This is a genomic window from candidate division KSB1 bacterium (assembly GCA_034505495.1).
Taxonomy (GTDB): domain Bacteria; phylum Zhuqueibacterota; class Zhuqueibacteria; order Residuimicrobiales; family Krinioviventaceae; genus Fontimicrobium_A.
Genome location: JAPDQV010000011.1, coordinates 14,081 through 33,736, shown reverse-complemented (window position 1 = coordinate 33,736; position 19,656 = coordinate 14,081). Strand labels below are relative to the sequence as shown.

Genomic DNA, 19,656 nt, shown 5'->3' with positions numbered 1-19,656 from the left:
TTCCTGAGGACGAGGGGGAAGCGGAATCGGTCATTGCGGCGGCAGTCGCCGCCACGCTCGCGTTTGTCGCCGTCCTCACGCTGGTGCTTTCAATTTGGGGACGGCCGTTCTTGAAAATGCTGAAAGCCGAGCCTCTGGTTCCGTACAAATACGCTTTATCTCTGGGCGTTCTCCTGTTTGCCTGGGTGCAGCTGCTGCAAAGTATTCTGGTGAGAAAAAAACTTTTCGGCGTGTTGGCATTGAACAAAATCATCCAGATCGGCTCCTCGATGATTTTTGCGATTGCGCTCGGCCTTCTCTATCGCAGTTTTCGCACGCTGCTCATCACCCAGCTGCTGGGTTACGCTCTGGCGGGGGCCGCACTCTACCGCCTCAGCCGCCTGACGCTGTTTTTAAATTTCACCGACCTGAAAAGGACATTTATAGCCTACAAAAAATTTCCCACGGTTAATACGGCGACGTTTTTTCTCAACACCTTTTCCCTGCAGCTGCCGGTCTTTATGCTGAGCCGCTACTTCGGCGCCGAGCAGGTTGCGCTCTATTCCATGGCCAATCAGATGATGAACGTGCCGCTGTTCATGATCGGCAGCTCCGTGCATCAGGTCTATTACCAAAAAGCTGCCGAGGCCTACCACCGCAGCGCCGACGAGCTGGCGGCCGTCTATAAAAGCACGGTCAAAAAGCTGGCGATCATCGGTTTGGCGCCGGTCGTCGTCATTTTGGCGTTCGGCCCGCTCATCGCTTCGCTCTATTTCGGCAAAAGTTACATAGAAACCGGCATTTATATGCGCATCATTACTTTTTGGATGTACTTTCAGTTCATCAATTCGCCCATCAGCGGCACGTTCATTATCCTGGACCGCCAGGAAATCGGTTTTATCCTCGTGGCCGTCTCCATCGTCATCCGTTTTGCGGTGATGGCCGTTTTTCATCAGTCCCCGCGGGCAATGATCGCCGCGCTCTCGGCGGCAGCGGGACTTTTTTATCTCTTTTATAATTTGTCGATCTATTATTATATTCGCCGAGCAAGGGCTGGTAAGCATGTTTGAAAAAGCGATCTATTTTCTTTTGCGCGTATTTTTCGGTCGGAATTTCAGCGACCCGAAGCTGCCGTGGCCGAAACTGATCCGTTTTGCCTTTCATCAAAAAATCCTCCGCCGCAATGCGCACGTTCCCTGGCCCATCCATCCGACCACCGTGGTCAAGTCGCCGCAAAAAGTGCAGCGCAACGGCACCTATCCGGGCTTGGCACCCTTTTGCTATCTCGATGCCCGCAACGGCATCATCATCGGCGAGAACACGTTTATCGGTCCGAATGTCAGCATCATCAGCATGAACCACGATATTTACGATTATGGTCGTTACATCAAGGAAGGACCGGTGGTCATCGGCAGGAATTGCTGGATTTGTGCCGGGGCGATCATCACGCCGGGAGTACACTTGGGCGATCATACGGTCGTTGCGGCCGGAGCCGTCGTGACCAAGAGCTTTGAAGGCAACGTCATGATCGGCGGCGTGCCGGCTCAGGTCATTCGCCGGCTCGACGATTACGGCAGCCGACCTGCTTCGGAAAACGCAGTGCGCTTGGGAAAAGAGGACATGTAACCCATGGCTGCGCGACCACCCTCTGAAGCCAAGCCGTTGCCAAAGCCGGCCTTTCTGCACAAGCATCCGATATGGGCGACATTGCTGCTCTCCTTGCTGTTTGCGGTGGTAGTCTATTGGCCTTGGGCGATGGTGCAAAGGGATTCTCTGCGGCCTTTTCTCCCTGCTGCAACCGCACTCCACATCGGCAGATTGCCGCTGTGGAACCCTTTGGTGAACAGCGGTTGTCCGGTCTTTTGCGATCCTGCATGGGTAAGCCGTCTCAACCTGTTCGATTCGCTCCTCTATGAGTTGATTCTGCCTCTCGACAACCTGCTGCCGCAGCCTGGGGCAATTTATCTTTTGCTCAATCTGTTGATTCTATCCCTTTTTACCTTTCTCCTTATGCGCCGCTTGGGCGTCGAGCCGATTGCTTCCGTCTTTGCCGCCGTAGCCTTGGCGATTCATCCGCAATGGGTCGTGGACCTTTGCAATCGTCAGATGCAGCATGTGCTCTCGCTTTCGCTTTTGCCGGCTGTTCTATATTTAGCCCATCGCCTGATCGTGGAACATCGCCTCATCTGGCTGATTCTCGCCTCCTTATTCCTCACCTTTCAATTTTTACGATCGAGCGCCGTCGTGTCTATGATTACACTGCTTCTGCTCGCCGTCTTTATCATCGTCAGCAGTTGGACCAAATACCGTCGCCCGCTCGAGGCAGTGCTGAAAAGCAGCTATTTTATTCTACTACCGGCGCTCGGACTTTTGGGCGCCGCCTACATTCTCTGGCCGCTGCTCGACAGCTCGCGCTTTCTTCGCCTTACCCAAACGCTTCCCACCCTCCGGTGGAGCGATCTGCCGCTGTTTCTCTATCAATCCTTTAATGGCCCGTGGGTAGGGCATGAGCAGACGACCCTGCTTTATGCGGGCGCTCTGCAGATTTTCATCATCGGCTGTCTGTTCCTGCTGCGCAAAAAGCTGTTGATCGCTCTTTTGGCCGTACTGCTCGGCGTTTTATTTGCAGGCGGATTTTTTTTCGACGCATTGTTGACGACGCACGGCTGGCCGGTGCTCTTTACGCTCATGACGGCTTTTTCTCTAACCGCCCTCAACAAGTTGCCGCGCACCCTAAAGAAAAAATACGGCCGCCGTTTGGAAATTTACATGCTTGTCGTATTAGGCGCCGCCGCCTCATTTCTTCTCATTCTCTTTTTCAACCGCCAATTCTTCGACGATCATATCCTTCGGCAAATCCCGCTGCTGACCATTCAACAGCGACATCGGTATTATCTTTCGGCACTTGCCGATGCAGCGGCGGTCTTTATGCTTGTCGGCTTCGGCTTTCTGCTCATCGAGTTGTACCTTCGTAATAAACTGCTCTATACCAAGCTTGCAATCGGTCTTTTTCTTCTCATTGCCGTCGACGTAATTCGCGTCAATCGCCATATTTATCGAGAAATGACGCAAGAGACCGTTCCCAAGGTAACTCTCCTTTCGCTGCTGCAAAGTAACGAGCCCTTTCGCGTCTTCAGCACGCTGGGAAGGCTGCCTCATCCATTGGAATCGGTTACCGGCCAGGCCGCCTCATTGCTGAAAACTTATAACGAACTGCTCGAACAAACCGGCCTGCATCTGGCGGATACACCCTGGCTGCATAATCCAATTTTTTCCAAATATACCCGCCTGATCTCGCGCAGCGGACGGGTCATCGAACAGCCCATTCCGGTTCAGTCGATTGATCCGGCGCGCCTGAATTTCGACCGCGCCATCCTGGACATGCTGAATGTGCGCTATCTGGTATGCCGCTCGCTCATCCACGATCCCTATTTCCGTCTGCTGCACGAAGGAGACTTTTACATCTATGAGAACCTGCACGTCCTCCCGCGCGCCTTTTTTGTCGATTCTATCGTCGTTGCGCCGGCCGGCGCCGCATCTTTCGATCTCATGCGCAGCGTCGATTTCGATCCGCAGAGAACGGTAATTCTCGAAAAGCAGCCTGCGATTCGGCCTGTCAACTCGTCGGAAAATCTGCTGGTGTCGTTAAAAAGCACCGCCGGCCGCGTCGAGGCTGAGGTGGAAATCAAATCGCCGGCGCTGCTGGTCTTTAGTGAAATCTATATGCCGGATGGGTGGTCGGCCAAAATCGACGGCAAAATGACGACGATTTATCGCGCCAATTCCTTTCTGCGCGCCGTCGTGCTGCCGCCCGGCTCTCGTCGCATTGTAATGGAATACCGGCCGGACTCCTTCCGTCAAGGACTGTTGCTCAGCGGTTTTGCCGGCGCAGCCTATTTAGCGGGACTGGGTCGTGTGCTGTATGTTGCGGTAAACCGCCGCAGAAGGAAACGACGATGATCGGCCGCCTTAAACAAATTATCTACCTGCAGTCAGGAACCCTGCGCAGCGCCTTCTTTTTGGCCATCGTCAGCTGTCTGCTGGCCATTGTACTGTATACGCAAAAGCTGGTCAAAGACCTGCGCGCCGAGTCGAGACAAATTGTCGAGTTCTACGCTCAGACTATCCAACGCATCGCCACGGCCGATGTAGATGCTAAAGCATTGGGTTGGGCGTTCGAAAACATTACCCGCCGCATTACCTTTCCCTTCGTGCTGACGCAGGCGGACGGCGAGCCGGCCTCGTGGATCAATCTCAATGTGCCGGAAAACGACCGCTCACCGGAGGCAATTCGCGAAGTCAAAAAAATCATCAGCCGCATGGAGAAGGAAAATCCGCCGGTGCCGATTGTGTACGACGGGCAGATCATCAACTATCTTTATTACGGCGACTCGAAGAACATCAGCCGACTGGCGCAGCTGCCCGCCATAGCCGTGAGCACTATCGGCCTGCTGATTCTTTTGGCGTGTGTCGGCTTTAAGATCATGAAGAGGAGCGAGCAGCGCTTTATTTGGGTGGGGATGTCCAAGGAGACGGCGCATCAGCTGGGTACGCCCATCTCATCGCTGATGGGTTGGGTGGAAATTTTGCGCTCATCGAATTTGCCGCCGAAAAATCTGCAGGAGATCGTCAACGACATCGAAATCGACGTCAAGCGGCTGGAAAAAGTTGCTTCGCGCTTTTCTCAAATCGGCTCCCAGACCGAGTTGAAAGTACAGGAACTGCAGCCTATCTTTCGCGACATCATTGCCTATTTTCGTCGGCGGCTGCCCCAGACCGCCAAAGAAGTCAGGCTGATAGAACGGTTGCATGACCTGCCGCCCGCGCCGGTCAACCGCGATCTGTTCGAATGGGCGCTGGAGAATCTCATCAAGAATGCTATCGATGCGGTACGGCAAAAGCAGGGCATCATCATTCTCGAAACCGGCCTGATCAACAACAAGCGGCTGTACATCGATGTGCGCGATAACGGCATCGGCATCTCGGCCAAGCACAAATACGACATCTTTAAGCCCGGCTTCAGCACAAAAAAGCGCGGCTGGGGTTTAGGCCTCAGCCTTGCCAAGCGCATCATCGAAGAATACCATCATGGAAAACTTTACGTGCTGGAAAGCAGGCCGAATGAAGGGACAACGATGAGAATCGAACTGCCACTGGCCGTCGGCCGTGTTTCCTAACGTAAAAGTCCCATTTCCCGATACCACGCCGCCGTGCGGCGCATCCCCTCGGCCAAATTGACCTGCGGCTGAAAGCCCAAAACGTCCTTTGCCTTGCGATTGCTGCACAACCAACCGGGTTGCTTCATCTCGCGCAGCTTGTCCATGTTGAGAATCGTGGCTTTACCCGTAAGCCGGCACACGAGTACGTTAAGGCGAATGACCGCTTCGACGGCAGGCATCGGCAGATGAAGAGTCAGCGGCCGAGCATCGAGAGCCTGGGCAATAGTCTGGGCCAACTCGGCATACGAGACATCCTCATCGCCGCTGAGGAAAAAGATTTCGCCGTTCGCCTGCGGTTTTTCCGCTGCGGCCTGGATGCCGCGAACAAGGTCATCAATATAGATGATGCTGATTCTTTGCCTGCCGTCGCCCACCATGGGCAGAATGCCGCGTTGAATATTTTGAAAGAGAATGAGGAAATCCTTGTCCCCCGGCCCATAGACACTCGGCGGCCGTACAATAACGGCCGGTCGCTTTCGGCTGTACTCGAGCACCGCCTTTTCCGCCAGCAGCTTGCTGCGTCCGTACAAAGAGATCGGACGCGGCTCATCCTCCTCGGTCAGCGGCCGATCAGCTGTTGAAGGCCCCACTGCCGCCTGGCTCGACACAAAAACGACCTTCAGCCGCTCCGGTCCTTCCGCAAGGCAGGCTTCCAAAAGATTGACCGTCGAATGATAGTTGCCGGCCAAGTAATCCTGTTCATTTCGGCCGCGCGTTACCCCGGCCAGATGAAAAACGATATCGACATCTTTAAAGAGGCCCTGCAATGAGTCGGGCCGACGCAGCTCGCCGTAACACAATTCGACATTCAGACCCTGCAGCCGTGACAAGTCGCTGGTACGGCGAACGAGACATTTGACTTGAAAGCCGCGTTGCAGACAATCGGCCGCCAGAGCCGAACCGATGAATCCGTTGCTGCCGGTAATCACTACGCGCATGCAAAATCTCCTGTTCCTTGGCCGGAATGTACGCTTTTTGCGGAAATTTTCCCATAATTTCCAGCAACAGGATAGAATTGCCATCCTTCATCAGTCGTCCAAATCGATATAAATATTGACTCTCGCATGACGAATGAGTATATTTCATTTAAATAATCCGCACCTGAACTTCCTTGCCCTTCCAATAAAGAGGCTGTCGACTTGATAAGGAGAACAGAGAGTGAAAGACATTTTTGAAAAATGCACCAAAGGCACAAGTGCAAGAGCCAAACAGGCAATTGAGGAAGGTTGGTATCCCTATTTCAAAGCCATTCAATCCGGCGCCGACACCACCGTCGTGATCGACGGCGAGAAAAAGATCATGATCGGCTCTAACAACTATCTGGGGCTGACCCAAGATAAACGGGTACTGCAGGCGGCCAAGGATGCGATCGATCGGTTCGGCTCCGGCTGCACCGGATCGCGTTTTCTCAACGGCACACTCACTCTGCACGAAGAGCTCGAGGAGATGCTTGCCGCTTTTATGCACAAAGAAGCCGCCTTGGTTTTTTCGACCGGCTTTCAAACCAACCAGGGTGTGATCAGTACACTTGTAGGGCGAAAGGATTTGGCCCTGGGCGACGCCGAAAACCATGCCAGCATTGTCGAAGGCACTCGCCTGGCGTTCGGCAAGTCGCTGAAATACCGTCATAACGACATGGAAGACCTCGAGCGCATGCTGTCCCGCAACCTGCCGAACGACGGCGGAGTGCTGATCATCACCGACGGCGTTTTCAGCATGGGCGGCGACATCGTCAAGCTGCCGGAATTGGTGCGCATCGCCAAAAAATACGGCGCCCGCATTATGGTGGACGATGCTCACTCGATCGGCGTGTTGGGCAAAACCGGCGCCGGAACCGCCGAGCATTTTGACCTGATCGATGAGGTCGACCTTACCATGGGTACTTTCAGCAAATCGTTTGCCTCGCTCGGAGGATTTATTGCGGGCGATAAAGATGTCATTCACCACATCAAGCACAACGCTCGGGCGCTGATCTTTTCCGCCAGCCCGCCGCCTTCCGCCGTCGCTACCGTCATCGCCTGCTTAAAGATTCTGCAGGAAGAACCGGAACGCATCGAACGGCTGCATCAGATCACGAAAAAGATGCTGAAAGCTTATAAGGAGTTGGGTTTCAATACCGGCAACAGCGAAACGCCGATCATTCCCATTATCATCGGAGACGACGAAAAAACCTTCCTCTTTTGGCGGACGCTTTACGAGAACGGCGTGCTCTGCAATCCGGTCATCAGCCCTGCCGTTCCGCCGGGTATGGCGCTGCTGCGCACCAGCTATATGGCTACCCACAAGGACGAAGAGCTGGATCAGGTCATTGAAATATTCGCCAAAGTGGGCAAACAACTGGGCGTCATTTGAAAGAAAAGGCTGCCGGCGGCAGCCTTTTTTGTTTTTCAATTCTTCCGCAGCGGCCATGCATCCTATCGTTGTTTTACTGCGAACAGCCTTGATCCTAAAAAAAGCCCCCTGTTTCTAAATATCCGGCGTGTAAAGATATAATCGACATCTTTCCCTGTTCGTTGCCTCCTAAAGCGATTTTCCATGCTTTCTCTCCTTTTCCAGTCCTAAAAATCTGCAAACCTCTTTCATTCTTTATGGAATTTTCAATTGTCATTGTCACACTTTTTACTTGACAACAAGACAATTTTTTGCTAAACTGTTCCTGGGAACGTTTGCGGGAACGTTTTAAACTCCAGAGGTAATTCGTGCACCACACCACACTCAAAGACATTGCCGCAAAGCTCGGGGTATCCACGTCCACTGTTTCGCGCGCTCTCCAGGGACATTCCGACATTCATCCGGAAACGCGGGAACTTGTTCTCAAAACTGCGCGGGAGATGAACTATCAGCCCAATGCCTTTGCCCAAAATCTCAAGAAAAAACGTTCCAATACCATCGGCGTCATCGTTCCCCAGGTCAAACATTTCTTTTTCGCAGAAATCATGGCCGGCATTACCGATGTGGCTTACCGTGCCGGATACAACGTATTTATCAGTCAATCGAATGAGGATTACCAGCGCGAAGTCATCAACCTACAGGCCATGGTTGCGCAGCGGGTTGCCGGTTTGTTGACCTCGCTGTCGATCAGCACCACCACGTGCAGCCACCTCGAAGCTCTCGTGCAAAGGGGTGTGCCGCTGGTCTGTTTTGACCGCGTCTGTGAAGGTTTTAAAGGCGTCAGCGTCATCGTCGATGATTACGACGGAGCGTTTCAGGCCACGCAACATTTGATCAGCCGCGGCTATCGGAGAATCGCCCATTTGGCCGGTCCGCAGAACCTTTCCATCGGACACCAGCGTCTCGCCGGCTACCGGGACGCTCTTGCGAAAAGCGGCCGACCGTACGATCCCTCTCTGGTTGTCTTTGGCGGCTTGAATGAAGAAGATGGAGACACCGGCTTTAAGCAGTTGCTGAAACAGTCTCCGCAGTTTCCGGATGCGATCTTTTGCGTAACAGATCCCGTTGCGCTGGGAGCATTTCAAAACATCAAGCAGATGGGGCTGCATATTCCGAAGGACATTGCTTTGGTGGGATTCAGCGACAACCCGATCGGCGCCCTCATCGATCCGCCGCTGACGACGGTTCGCCAGCCTGCGTACGAAATCGGCGAAACTGCCGCTAAAACGCTGCTCGATTTGATTGAACATCCGGAATCGATTGAAAAGAATCAAACCATCATTCTCAAAACGACTCTGATCGTCCGCCAATCCAGCTGATCCGTTTCGTCAGGGAAGCGGCGGACGATCGCTTTATCCTTAAGGAGGTGCTTATGCCCCACCGTTCTTTCATCAGGGTTGTTTTGGCAGTCGTATTGTTGAGCGGGACGCTGCTTTTTGCGGGCACGACCGGTAAAATTGCCGGACGAGTCGTCGACAAAACGACCGCCGAACCGCTGCCGGGGGTCAATGTGACCGTCAGCGGCACGACCTTGGGCGCCGCCACGGATCTCAACGGCTATTACACGATCCTGCAGGTGCCGCCGGGCCTCTATACGCTGCACGCCTCGGCCATCGGCTACGGCAGAATGGCCGTGCAGGACGTCAGGGTGCTGATCGATCAGACGACCCGCATTGATTTCGCCCTGAGCATGGAGGTCTTGGCCGGCGAGGAGATCACCATCACGGCGGAGCGCGACATTATGCGCGAAGACGTCGCCACAAGCGTTGCGTCCATATCGCGTCAGGAGGTGCAGCAGCTGCCGGTTGTTTCGGTCAAACAGGTTGTGGAGTTGAACGCCGGCATAGAAGAAGGACTGGTTATCCGCGGCGGCGATGCGCGCCAGGCGCTTTTTCAGGTGGACGGCGTGACGCTTCGCGATCCCCGCAACAACAAGCCGATTACCGGCATCGCTCTTTCGGCTGTACGGGAGGTATCCGTTGAACGCGGCGGTTTTAACGCCGAGTACGGGCAGGTTCGCTCCGGCATCATCAACATCGTCACCCAGGAAGGTCGCCGCGACGCCTACAGCGGCTCGTTTACCGTGCGCTACGCCCCGCCGGCGCCGAAGCATTTCGGCATTTCGCCTTTTGATCCGATGTCCATGTGGAACCGGCCCTATCTCGACGACGCGGTCTGCTGGACCGGCACAGAAAGCGGCGCCTGGGACAAGTACACGCAGCGTCAATATCCAAAATTCGAGGGATGGAATAAAATTTCCGAGCAGCTGATGACCGACGACGATCCGACCAACGACCTCTCTCCGGCAGGAGCCCAGCGCGACTGGATGTGGCGGCATCGCAGGCGGCCGGTCACGGATCAACCGGATTACAACGTCGACATAGGATTCGGCGGACCAGTGCCGTTCATCAGCAGACCGTTGGGCAATCTGCGCTTTTTTGCCGCCTGGCGCCGTGAACGCGAAATGCTCCTCTACCCTCTCAGCCGCGACGACTATCTGGAAGACAATTTTTCTCTACAGCTGACGTCCGACCTTTCGTCTGCCATGAAGCTGCGCATCGGCGGCCTTTGGGGCAAAAGCTATAACGTCGCCATCAATGCGACCGACAATAATTACTACGGCACAACCTTCGGCATCAGCGGACAGCCTTATTGGAATCCGACCGATTTCATGCGTACGCCGCTCCAAATTGCACGTTTGACGGCGGAACAGCGTTCGGGCCGCATCTTTTCCGATTCCTGGTATTGTCCCGCAGATGTCTCCAATTACGCCTACAACATCAAGCTCTCGCATGTTTTGTCACCCAAAACTTTTTATGAGGTGAGTCTCGAGACCGTGCATCAGGGCTATCATACGGAGCCGATTCGGGAGCGGGACTATACGCGCAAATACGAGATCATCCCCGGCTATTTTGTCGACGAGGCGCCGATGGGATGGAGTCCTCTGCCGCAAACCGGACTCGACGGTATGTTCTTCGGCGGCCATACCGGCACAGCGCGCGATTACAGCAAGAGCACCTCTCTGCGGCTCAAGGGCGATCTGACGTCCCAAGTCAGCTTCAGCAATCAAATCAAGACCGGCGCTGAATTCTTTTACTCCGATCTCGACCTGCATTATGGAGAAGTCAACTACTTTACCAGCACCTTCAATATGGTGCAGCGCCGGAATTTCCCCATCAGCGCCTCGGCTTACATTCAGGACAAGTATGAAACCAAAGGGTTTATTCTCAACGCAGGTCTGCGGATGGATTATCTCAACTCTAACTGCGAATGGTGGGACATCGGCCCATTCACAAAGCAGTTCTATTCCGCCAAGTATAATCCGAACGCAGAATTTCCGAAAAAGAAAGCCGAGCCTGAGATCTCTTTCAGCCCGCGTTTGGGCATTTCGCATCCCATTACCGCCAACAGCAAATTGTTCTTCAATTACGGTCACTTTAAGCAGCTGCCGACCTATGAGCAGATCTTTCGTCTGTCGCGCGCTGGGTCGGGCCAGGTGACCAACATCGGCAATCCCGAACTCCGCATGGCCAAAACCATCTCTTACGAACTCGGCTACGATCACGTTTTGATGAACACTCTTTTACTCCAGCTTGCGGCGTTTTATCATGACATCAGCGATCAGCAGGCTTTTACCACTTATATCGACGAAGTGGCCGGCATCAACTACAACATGGCCAACAACAACAGCTACGAAGACATTCGCGGCTTTGAGGTGACGCTGCGCAAATCCGGCGGACGCTGGTGGAGCGGGTTTGCGAACTATACCTATCAGGTGAGCACGCGAGGCCATTTCGGCACCGACCGCGTCTACGCCTCGCCGTCGCAGCAAAAGGATTATGACCGCCGCACTCAGAACTTGTATCAGGAACGTCCGATCCCGCGGCCGTACGCGCGCGCCGGGCTGACCTTTTTCACGCCCAAAGATTTCGGGCCGCGCGTCGGCGGTCTGGCACCGGCGGGCGACTGGCTGATCAATCTATTGGCGAATTGGCGGGCCGGCGATTGGGTCACCTGGAATCCCAACGGCCTGCAGCACATTTCGCAAAACGTGCAGGTACGCGACGAGTACAACTTTATGCTGCGCTTGAGCAAGACGTTCCACATCTCCAAAATGGAGCTCTCTCTCTTTTGCGAAATCGATAATTTGTTCAACAACAAATTCCTCTCCGGCGCGAGCTTTTACGACGTCAATGACCAGATTGCCTACTTTGAGTCTCTGCACCTGCCGAAAAGCGAAGCCTACAACAACATCCCCGGCAATGATCGGGTCGGCGACTATCGCCGGCACGGTGCAGAGTTTCAGCCGATCGAACAGGTCGGTCAATTGGAAACCATCAGCAATCCCGATCCGAAGGTGATTTATTATCATTCACCGACCGGCCGATATATGGAGTATGCCGATAATAATTGGCGGGAAGTCGATTCGAAGCGCATGAAAAAAATACTGGACGACAAAGCCTACATCGACATGCCCAACCAGACGTCGTTCAATTTCCTGAATCCGCGCCGCTTCTTTTTCGGCATACGCACGTCGTTCAATTTGGACTGATTAACTTTCGAGGTAAGCTATGCGTAAACAGAGTATCCTCGCTCTCATTCTGTTTTTGGCGCAGGTGCAGGCTTGGGCGCAGCGGCCGGTGAGCCGCGAAGTGCGCTGGCTGCGCGTCGGCGCGCTGCACAGCACATTTGCCATCGAGGGAGCCGAATTCGAAATGCACCGTACCGGCGCCCTGGCGCAACAGAACGACGGCATGCGCTGGCCGGCCGATTTCCGCTATCAGGACAACTGCGCCGCCAAGTCCCTGTGGATCGGATGTACCAATTTCAAAGATCCGGTGACCGGCGATACTTATCCTTACAAAGTCGTCGCCGCCGGTCCGCGCACCACCAATATCCTTAATGAGATGATGCCCGTGCAGTTCAAGCTTGTCGGCCGTTTTCCGTCGCCCACCGTCATCGTCGACGGCGAATCGGCTTCGGAAAACATGCTGCTGGATGTGTTGGATGATGAACAGCCCGACCTGGAAGCCGACCGCGTCGTTGATCACATCCTCCACACTTCCATCGGCATTACGGTGCATCGCCGCATGATGGCTTTCGCCCAAGAATATCATGACAACTATTTTATCTACGAGTATGTGTTCAAAAACACCGGCATCATCGACACCAAAGGAACGCGCATCGAACAAACATTGACCGGCGTCATCTTCCATCTCCAGTTCCGTTGGGCCTTTGCCAATGAGCCGTTCATGCGCGGCGGCGGCTGGATTCCTGCCGGAAACATCAGCTGGGGCCGCAACGCCATGAACGACGCGGTAGGGATGGATCCGACCGCGGCGGGATTCGAGTTTGCGGCGCTCTTTTCCTGGTACGGGCACCACTCGCAAAGCGTGGTGGACGATTGGGGAGCTCCGCACCCGCTCAAACCGAGCCCCCTCGGTGCGCCGCAGTATATCGGCATGGTTACGCTGCATGCGGACAAATCGGCAACCGACAAATCGCACGATCCCTATCAGCCGCGAACCACACAATATCTTGCTTCGGACGCCAGCTATCAAGCCAACAATCAGTATGATGCCGTGCTTATGGCGAACAAATACGCCATGATGAGCGCCGGTCATCCGCCGAAAACGCACGCCCAGGAGGTGGGCGACGGCAACGCCGATCAGTGGGGCACCGATGCGGGCGGCTACGCTTCCGCTGCAGGATACGGACCCTACACGCTGGCGCCGGGCGACAGCATCCGCATCGTCATCGCCGAGTGCGTGGCGGGCATCAGCCGGCAGAAAAGCCTGGAGGTGGGAACCAACTGGTTCAACGACGCCAAGCCGTTCGTGCTGCCGAACGGCGCCGTCACCAACGACCGCAATGAATACAAAAAGGCATGGGTCATTACCGGGAAGGATTCGCTGTTCCAGACGTTTCGCCGCGCCATGGCCAATTTCAAGAGCGGATACAAGATCCCCCAGGCGCCGCCGCCGCCGAAACTCTTTCAGATCAAGTCCGGCGGCAACCGCATCACGTTGACTTGGGATAATAGTGCCGAATCCTGGCCGACCTTCGACGGCTATGAAATCTACCGCGCCATCGCTCGTCCGGATACGTTCTATCAAAAGATTTTCGAATGCTCGGCCGCCAACGTCGTCAACACCTTCAACGACGAGACGGCGGTTCGCGGCTTTGATTACTACTATTACATTCAAACCAAGGACAACGGCTCGACCAACGACATCAAGCCCGGTGTCCCGCTGCGCAGCAGCCGGTTTTTCACCATGACCAACAAACCGGCCTATCTCAGACGACCGGCCAAAGACGACCTGGCTGAAATTCGCGTCGTCCCCAACCCCTATCATATCGAAGCGCGGGACATCCAGTTCGGTCGCGACGACGGCGCCGACCGGCTGGCGTTCTACGGCCTACCGCCCGAGTGCACCATCCGCATTTACACTGAGCGCGGCGACCTGGTCGATACCATCGAACACAACGACGGCAGCGGCGACGAGCTGTGGCATTCCCTTACTTCGTCGCGCCAGATTGTGGTCAGCGGCCTTTATATCGCCCACTTCCAAACTCCCGACGGCCGTTCGACGTACCGCAAATTCGTCATCATTCGCTGAACACGGGGGTGAACCATGAGGAAGATTAGCATGAAAAACATTATTGTGCGAACTATCCTGGTGCTGTTGGTGACGGTCTCGCTCGGCCGGCCGCAGAGCTTTGAAAAAATCGCCCAGACCGGTTGTCAGTTTCTTTCGGTTTCATCGGACGCCAAGGCTTCTGCTTTGGCGGAAGCGGCGACCAGCCTCGAAATGGGCTCCGCTTCGCTCTTTTTCAACCCGGCCGGTATGGCAACGCTGAACAGGCATTTCGACATCACCCTTTCCATGAACCGCTGGATTGCCGACATTCGGCACAACACGCTCTGCGCAGCTTTCAGTCCGGCGCGCGGCCGCTACGGCGTCTTTGGCGTCACGGTCCAATCGGTCGATTACGGCGACATTATTTGGACGACCGTCGCCAATAACGAAAAAGGCTTTATCGATTCGACCGACCCGACGTTTGCAGGGGGCATCGGTGATCTGGGAGCCTCAGCCGTCGGGTTCGGGTATGCCCGTGCGCTCAGCGACCGCTTTTCCGTGGGCGGACAGGTCAAATGGGTGCACCAGCAGCTGGGCGCCAACATCATCCCGACCGCCGACAGCACCAAGCTGGTCAAGAACGAGCTTTCACCTCTCGCTTTCGATTTCGGCACTTTGTACAAGACCGGCTTTAAGAGTCTGCAGTTCGGCATGTCGGTCCGCAACTTTTCCAAAGAGGTTCGCTATGCCCAGGAAGGCTTTCAACTTCCGCTGGTCTTTACGCTCGGCATCTCGATGAACCTGCTCGATTTGGTCGATTGGCGGGGCGTCAAGCAATCTGCAGTGCTGAGCATTGACGCGGCGCACGATCGCTCCCATCGCGAACAGCTTCTTGTCGGTCTCGATTACACGCTGATGGACATTCTGTCGCTTCGCATCGGCTATGTAGCCGGCAATGACGAGAACGACATCACCTACGGAGTCGGTATTTCCTATTTCGGTGTTGTATTCGATTACGCCTATACACCGTTCGGCGTTTTTGACAACGTGCAGCGGATTTCCGCGCGGTTTTCTCTATAACAGGAGGTTATGAGTCATGAAACAGTTCATTCTCATCGGCCTGCCGTGCGTCCTGCTGCTGCTCGGCGGCTGTTCGTATGAAAATCCGCCCGCGATCTGGAATCCTGAGCTTAATTTGGAAGGCAGCCCCGTCATCCATCAAATCATCCCTGACGGAAAAGAATTTTTTGATGACATGGAAATCAGAATCATCGGCGAAAATTTCAGCCCGTCGCTGGAAGAAAACAAAGTCTATTTCAACAACGAAAGGGCGGTGCTCTTGAGCGCCTCTCCTACCGAGCTGAAGGTTCGCAGGCCGCGCGTCACCGGCGATTCAATTACCGTCAAAGTAGTCGTCGGCAAGCAGGTGAAGATCGCACAGTTCCGGCCTTACCGCATCGAAAAGCTTTATGACGAGATGGGCAAATTTACCAGCAGCAATCTGCTCTATACGATCACCATCGACAATCAGGAAAACATTTATGCTTATGCCCAAGGACCGATCATTTACAAAATTTCGCCGGACAATGTCAAAACCGAGTTTTCTTTGCCGCCGATGACGCGGGCGATTCAGATGCGCATAGGACCCGGCGGGTATCTTTATGTTGCCGGGGCGGTGGGCAAAACCAAGGGCGTTTTTCGTCTGCCTCCCACAGGCGGCAACGAAATGGAGCAGATCTATACTTCAAAGCTGAACTATAACGTCGTCGAGTTCGACAAGAACGGCAGGCTTTTCGTCTGCGGCAAGTCCTCCCCGCTGATCATCATCGATCAGAGCGGTAACGTCGTCAACACCGGCAGGTACGATCGGTTTAACGTCCTTGAAATGCGCATCGTCGACGATCGTCTTTATGTTTTGGGCATCTATTACGGGGATCGCAAAGACTTCCCTGAAATCGGCCTTTTTAGCAGCCGATTGACGGCCGAGGGCGGCGTCAGCGAAGAGACCGTTCTGCTCGATTGGAGTAAAACCGAGTATTCCGACTCCCAGCTGCTCAGTTTTGCCTTGGCAGATGACGGCGACATTTTACTCGGTACCTCAGGGTCGAATCCGATCCTCATTTTGCATCCGAACGGCTCCATCGAGCCACTCTATCCGACCCTACTGACGCCCTCCGCTGCGGGACTGGCTTGGGGCAACTCGAACTATCTGTACATGATGCGTGGGAATGAAGGCGGTCAATTCGAAGCAGGAAGAATTTTCCGCATTCGTTTGAAAAAGAAAGGAGCGCCGTATTACGGCAGAGGTTAATGAATAAGGAACGGTAGGGGGAACGCCAATCCGAACGCTCCGCTCCGTCATAAACTGCCGCTGCGGCTTTACAGCTGCAGCGGCATTCGACGGAGTCATTCATTCAGAAAAACAGCTTTCGTTAGATTTTTCTCCGCAAACTTTGGCTCTCACAGCGCAAAGTAACGAAGATAGAGATAGACCAAGGGAGTAACGGTCGTCAGGCTGTCGAAACGGTCGAGAAACCCGCCGTGGCCGGGAATGAGGTTGCTGCTGTCCTTGACCCCTGCGTCTCTTTTGAGCAGCGACTCAAAGAGATCGCCGTATTGACCGACACCGGAGACGACGGCTCCGATTACCAAAGAGTCGCTCAGCGTTATCAAACGGACAAAGGTGATGTGACAAATATAAGCGGTTAGGATACCGAGCAGAAAGCCGGCGATTGCCCCTTCGATCGTTTTGTTCGGGCTTACCCGTTCGATCAGCTTGTGCTTGCCCCAATTAGCCCCCACCATGTATGCCGCCGTGTCACACACCCAGGTCACGACCAACACAAGTATCAGCCAGGTCGCCGGCGCATAGGGATCGAAATTGAAATCGCTTCCAAGCCGCCGTACTGCTAAAAAGCTTCCCAAAAACAAGGGATAATAGAAGGAGCCGAAAAGTGTTGTCGCCAAATTCACCAAAGGCGACCCGCGGCGGCGATAAATCTCGACAAAGAAAAAAATCGTCGGCGCCAGAACAAGATAAATCGGCAGAAGGTCGGGCCGGAAATAAATAAGGGAAACGGCAATTGCCGAGGCCGATAATCCCGGCAAGAGTTGCGCAAAAGCCTGCTTGCGCTCGACTAGTTTGACATATTCCCAGTAACACAAAAGAGCAACAATTCCAATCAGCGTAAACAGCAGGAGGCCGCCGAACCAAACGCTTGCCAACATGAGCGGTCCATAAACGACGGCGACCGCCGTGCGAACACCAAAAGATTTCCAATTCAAACCGAGTCCCTCCTAATTGCTCTTGCCTGTTCCCATCCGCACTATACGCAGACGCACTTCGGTTGTCCCGGATTCGACGAACCCAAGCTCTTTCGCCGCTTGAAAAGAAACATCGATAATGCGGCCGCGCACAAAGGGTCCGCGATCGATGACTTCCACTTCGACCTTTTTATTATTTCGCAGGTTCGTAACCTCGACGATGGTCCCGAAAGGAAGCGTCGGATGGGCGGCAACCCGCTCGCGCAGATTGAAAATTCGTCCCGAAGCCGTGCGCATTCCCTGCATCTCATCGGCCATAAAAGAGGCCCGGCCCTCCGCAATGAAATCGGGAGGCGCATTTTCATCCCCAGGAATACCCTGCCCTTGCTGATAGTAAGGCACGCATGCCGCGGCCATGACCAGCGCAGCAAAAAGCGGCAGCGTCAAATAACGGATCATTTCCTTCCCTCTCAGTTTTTTCAATAATACCGCGGCGACGTGATTTCAAAGCTCCATGGCGCCGATAAGAGTGCGCACCGCGAAAATATTTTGCGCTCGGCAAAACTTTTCCAGATCCTCTACAGCTCGTACGGTCGCCGTCGGCTCGTAAAAGTTGACTGTCCCCATTTGGACGGCCGTCGCGCCGGCAAGCAGGAATTCGACAATGTCCTCGGCTGAACAAATGCCGCCGATACCGATAACCGGTATGCTCAGACGACGTGCGAGCTCATAGACCTTGGCCAAAGCGATCGGCTTGATTGCCGGTCCGGAGTAGCCCCCGGTTACGGTCGCCAGTTTGGCGCGTCGGGTACGGATATCCACGGCCATGCCGACCAGCGTATTGACGGCCGAAACCGCATCGGCGCCCGCGTCCTGGCAGGCCAAACCAATGTCGCTGATCGAAGTAACATTCGGCGTCAGCTTGGTAATCAGGGGCCGTTTGGTTACCGCCCGTACCGCAGCAGTGACGCGGCCGGCAACATGCGCATCGCTGCTGAAGCTCAGCCCGCCCTCCTTGACGTTCGGACAGGAATAATTGAGTTCATAGGCATCGATTCCGTCTGCCGTTTCAAGCCGCCGAACACACTCGACAAATTCTTCGCCGGTTCGACCGGCCACGTTGACGATGATACGGGTTCCCAAGCGCCGCAGGTAAGGCATTTTTTCAGTAATGAACCGTTCCACACCCAAATTCGGCAAGCCGATGGAATTGAGCATGCCGTTCGGCAATTCGACGATCCGCGGGGGGGAATTGCCCGGTCGCGGGTCCAAAGTAACAGTCTTGGTCACTATACCGCCGAGCAGTCGGAAATCGATCAGGCCTTCAAATTCCTCCGCATAACCGAACGTGCCGCTGGCCGTCAGTACGGGATTTTGGAGCTTCAAAGCTCCAATGGAAACCGACAGGTCAATCATGAATGATGATCTCTTCCAAATTAAAGACAGGGCCATCCTTACAGGCTAAATAGTACTCCTGTACCCCCGGCTGCGGATGTCGCATGGGTACCGCACATCCGACGCAGGCTCCGAAGCCGCAAGCCATAACTGTTTCCAACGAAGCTTGGCCGGAAAGTTGGTGTTTTTCGGCAATGGTCTGCACTTTCCGCATCATGGGCGTAGGACCGCAAGTGAAAAGGTGCAGATCGGGTATAGGCGGATTCTCCCGGAGATGCTTTTCCAAAAGATCAACGACTGTTCCTTGCTCACCCGCTGATCCGTCCAATGTACAGAGATAAACCTCGGCTCGCTCCCGTAGGCGGTCGACGCAGCAGAGTTGTTCGCGTCGGCCGACACCATACAGCACCACGGAAGGGATGGAAGCCTCCCCCAACCTTTTTAGAAGAAAAGGAAAAGGCGCGATCCCCAAACCGCCGGCAACAATCAAAGCGCGGCGAACGGTCGACTCAACCCGAAAGCCGTTGCCAAGGGGGCCGATGACGTTGAGGGTATCTCCCCGTTTCACCTCTGCCAGCGCCCGTGTTCCTCTGCCCAAAATCTGAAAAAGAATTTCGACCAGCCCGTTTTCAGTCGATACGTCGTTGATGCTGAACGGCCGTCGCCAAAGGACGGAGCAGCGCGGCACGGCAACTTGAATGAATTGCCCGGCAGTTGCAGCTCGGCTGATCAACGGCGCTTCGAGGGTCAGCAAAAAATTGGCGGCGCCAAGGGGCTGCAAATCGACGACGCGCGTGTTTTCAATAAATTTTTCAGCCACTATTTAG

At 54.6% G+C, this 19,656-nt stretch carries 15 protein-coding genes; 10 read left to right on the top strand and 5 right to left on the bottom strand.

All coding sequences use genetic code 11. The features are described 5' to 3' along the window. From ONB24_06645 to ONB24_06630, 4 genes are all read left to right on the top strand, one after another. On the top strand, positions 1–1,049 hold a 1,049-nt coding region (locus ONB24_06645; protein MDZ7315782.1), incomplete at its 5' end, for an oligosaccharide flippase family protein. After that, positions 1,042–1,605: an acyltransferase gene (locus ONB24_06640; protein MDZ7315781.1), complete on the top strand. Its 564-nt coding sequence runs from the start codon at positions 1,042–1,044 to the stop codon at positions 1,603–1,605. The genes ONB24_06645 and ONB24_06640, both read left to right, overlap by 8 nt. A 3-nt stretch (positions 1,606–1,608) precedes the next feature. Then, positions 1,609–3,939 (top strand): YfhO family protein, encoded by a 2,331-nt coding sequence (locus tag ONB24_06635; GenBank protein MDZ7315780.1) that lies wholly within the window; start codon positions 1,609–1,611, stop codon positions 3,937–3,939. Next, positions 3,936–5,156: a HAMP domain-containing histidine kinase gene (locus ONB24_06630; GenBank protein MDZ7315779.1), complete on the top strand. Its 1,221-nt coding sequence runs from the start codon at positions 3,936–3,938 to the stop codon at positions 5,154–5,156. The genes ONB24_06635 and ONB24_06630 overlap by 4 nt, the downstream gene beginning before the upstream one ends. Here ONB24_06630 and ONB24_06625 read toward each other — a convergent pair. Continuing rightward, positions 5,153–6,136, bottom strand: coding sequence for an NAD-dependent epimerase/dehydratase family protein (locus ONB24_06625; GenBank protein ID MDZ7315778.1), 984 nt, complete (start codon positions 6,134–6,136; stop codon positions 5,153–5,155). The genes ONB24_06630 and ONB24_06625 overlap by 4 nt on opposite strands. Positions 6,137–6,356: 220 nt before the next feature. Here ONB24_06625 and ONB24_06620 point away from each other — a divergent pair, with 220 nt between their 5' ends. The 6 genes from ONB24_06620 (at position 6,357) to ONB24_06595 (ending at position 16,481) form a co-directional block, all read left to right on the top strand. Continuing rightward, positions 6,357–7,550, top strand: coding sequence for a pyridoxal phosphate-dependent aminotransferase family protein (locus tag ONB24_06620; GenBank protein MDZ7315777.1), 1,194 nt, complete (start codon positions 6,357–6,359; stop codon positions 7,548–7,550). A 347-nt stretch (positions 7,551–7,897) separates the two neighbouring features. Beyond that, a complete protein-coding gene (locus tag ONB24_06615; GenBank protein ID MDZ7315776.1) occupies positions 7,898–8,908 on the top strand; it encodes a LacI family transcriptional regulator in 1,011 nt (336 codons plus the stop codon). Positions 8,909–8,961: 53 nt separating this feature from the next. After that, on the top strand, positions 8,962–12,141 hold the full coding sequence (locus ONB24_06610; protein ID MDZ7315775.1) for a TonB-dependent receptor: 3,180 nt from the start codon (positions 8,962–8,964) through the stop codon (positions 12,139–12,141). Between the two features lie 19 nt (positions 12,142–12,160). Next, complete coding sequence (locus ONB24_06605) at positions 12,161–14,209, top strand: hypothetical protein (GenBank protein ID MDZ7315774.1); 2,049 nt, start codon at positions 12,161–12,163, stop codon at positions 14,207–14,209. A 30-nt stretch (positions 14,210–14,239) separates the two neighbouring features. Next, a complete protein-coding gene (locus ONB24_06600) occupies positions 14,240–15,250 on the top strand; it encodes a PorV/PorQ family protein (GenBank protein ID MDZ7315773.1) in 1,011 nt (336 codons plus the stop codon). Positions 15,251–15,266: 16 nt separating this feature from the next. Next, positions 15,267–16,481, top strand: coding sequence for a hypothetical protein (locus ONB24_06595; GenBank protein ID MDZ7315772.1), 1,215 nt, complete (start codon positions 15,267–15,269; stop codon positions 16,479–16,481). Positions 16,482–16,630: 149 nt separating this feature from the next. On the opposite strand, the gene ONB24_06590 is transcribed toward ONB24_06595, so the two are convergent. Genes ONB24_06590 through ONB24_06575 form a run of 4 tightly spaced genes read right to left on the bottom strand, consistent with a single transcriptional unit; the run spans position 16,631 to position 19,649 of the window. After that, on the bottom strand, positions 16,631–17,455 hold the full coding sequence (locus ONB24_06590) for a phosphatidate cytidylyltransferase (GenBank protein MDZ7315771.1): 825 nt from the start codon (positions 17,453–17,455) through the stop codon (positions 16,631–16,633). A gap of 12 nt (positions 17,456–17,467) precedes the next feature. Continuing rightward, positions 17,468–17,893, bottom strand: a complete 426-nt coding sequence (locus ONB24_06585) for a septal ring lytic transglycosylase RlpA family protein (GenBank protein ID MDZ7315770.1) — start codon at positions 17,891–17,893, stop codon at positions 17,468–17,470. Positions 17,894–17,938: 45 nt separating this feature from the next. Next, on the bottom strand, positions 17,939–18,850 hold the full coding sequence (locus ONB24_06580) for a dihydroorotate dehydrogenase (GenBank protein ID MDZ7315769.1): 912 nt from the start codon (positions 18,848–18,850) through the stop codon (positions 17,939–17,941). Then, complete coding sequence (locus ONB24_06575; protein ID MDZ7315768.1) at positions 18,843–19,649, bottom strand: dihydroorotate dehydrogenase electron transfer subunit; 807 nt, start codon at positions 19,647–19,649, stop codon at positions 18,843–18,845. Before ONB24_06575 ends, ONB24_06580 begins: the two co-directional genes overlap by 8 nt. Between the last annotated feature and the right edge of the window lie 7 nt (positions 19,650–19,656).

Excerpts from the sequence above, each read along its gene's own strand:
- ONB24_06640 (MDZ7315781.1), top strand. The coding sequence starts at position 1,042 with ATGTTTGAAAAAGCGATCTATTTTCTTTTGCGCGTATTTTTCGGTCGG.
- ONB24_06635 (MDZ7315780.1), top strand. The coding sequence starts at position 1,609 with ATGGCTGCGCGACCACCCTCTGAAGCCAAGCCGTTGCCAAAGCCGGCC.
- ONB24_06630 (MDZ7315779.1), top strand. The coding sequence starts at position 3,936 with ATGATCGGCCGCCTTAAACAAATTATCTACCTGCAGTCAGGAACCCTG.
- ONB24_06625 (MDZ7315778.1), bottom strand. The coding sequence starts at position 6,136 with ATGCGCGTAGTGATTACCGGCAGCAACGGATTCATCGGTTCGGCTCTG.
- ONB24_06610 (MDZ7315775.1), top strand. The coding sequence starts at position 8,962 with ATGCCCCACCGTTCTTTCATCAGGGTTGTTTTGGCAGTCGTATTGTTG.
- ONB24_06605 (MDZ7315774.1), top strand. The coding sequence starts at position 12,161 with ATGCGTAAACAGAGTATCCTCGCTCTCATTCTGTTTTTGGCGCAGGTG.
- ONB24_06600 (MDZ7315773.1), top strand. The coding sequence starts at position 14,240 with ATGAAAAACATTATTGTGCGAACTATCCTGGTGCTGTTGGTGACGGTC.
- ONB24_06595 (MDZ7315772.1), top strand. The coding sequence starts at position 15,267 with ATGAAACAGTTCATTCTCATCGGCCTGCCGTGCGTCCTGCTGCTGCTC.
- ONB24_06585 (MDZ7315770.1), bottom strand. The coding sequence starts at position 17,893 with ATGATCCGTTATTTGACGCTGCCGCTTTTTGCTGCGCTGGTCATGGCC.
- ONB24_06580 (MDZ7315769.1), bottom strand. The coding sequence starts at position 18,850 with ATGATTGACCTGTCGGTTTCCATTGGAGCTTTGAAGCTCCAAAATCCC.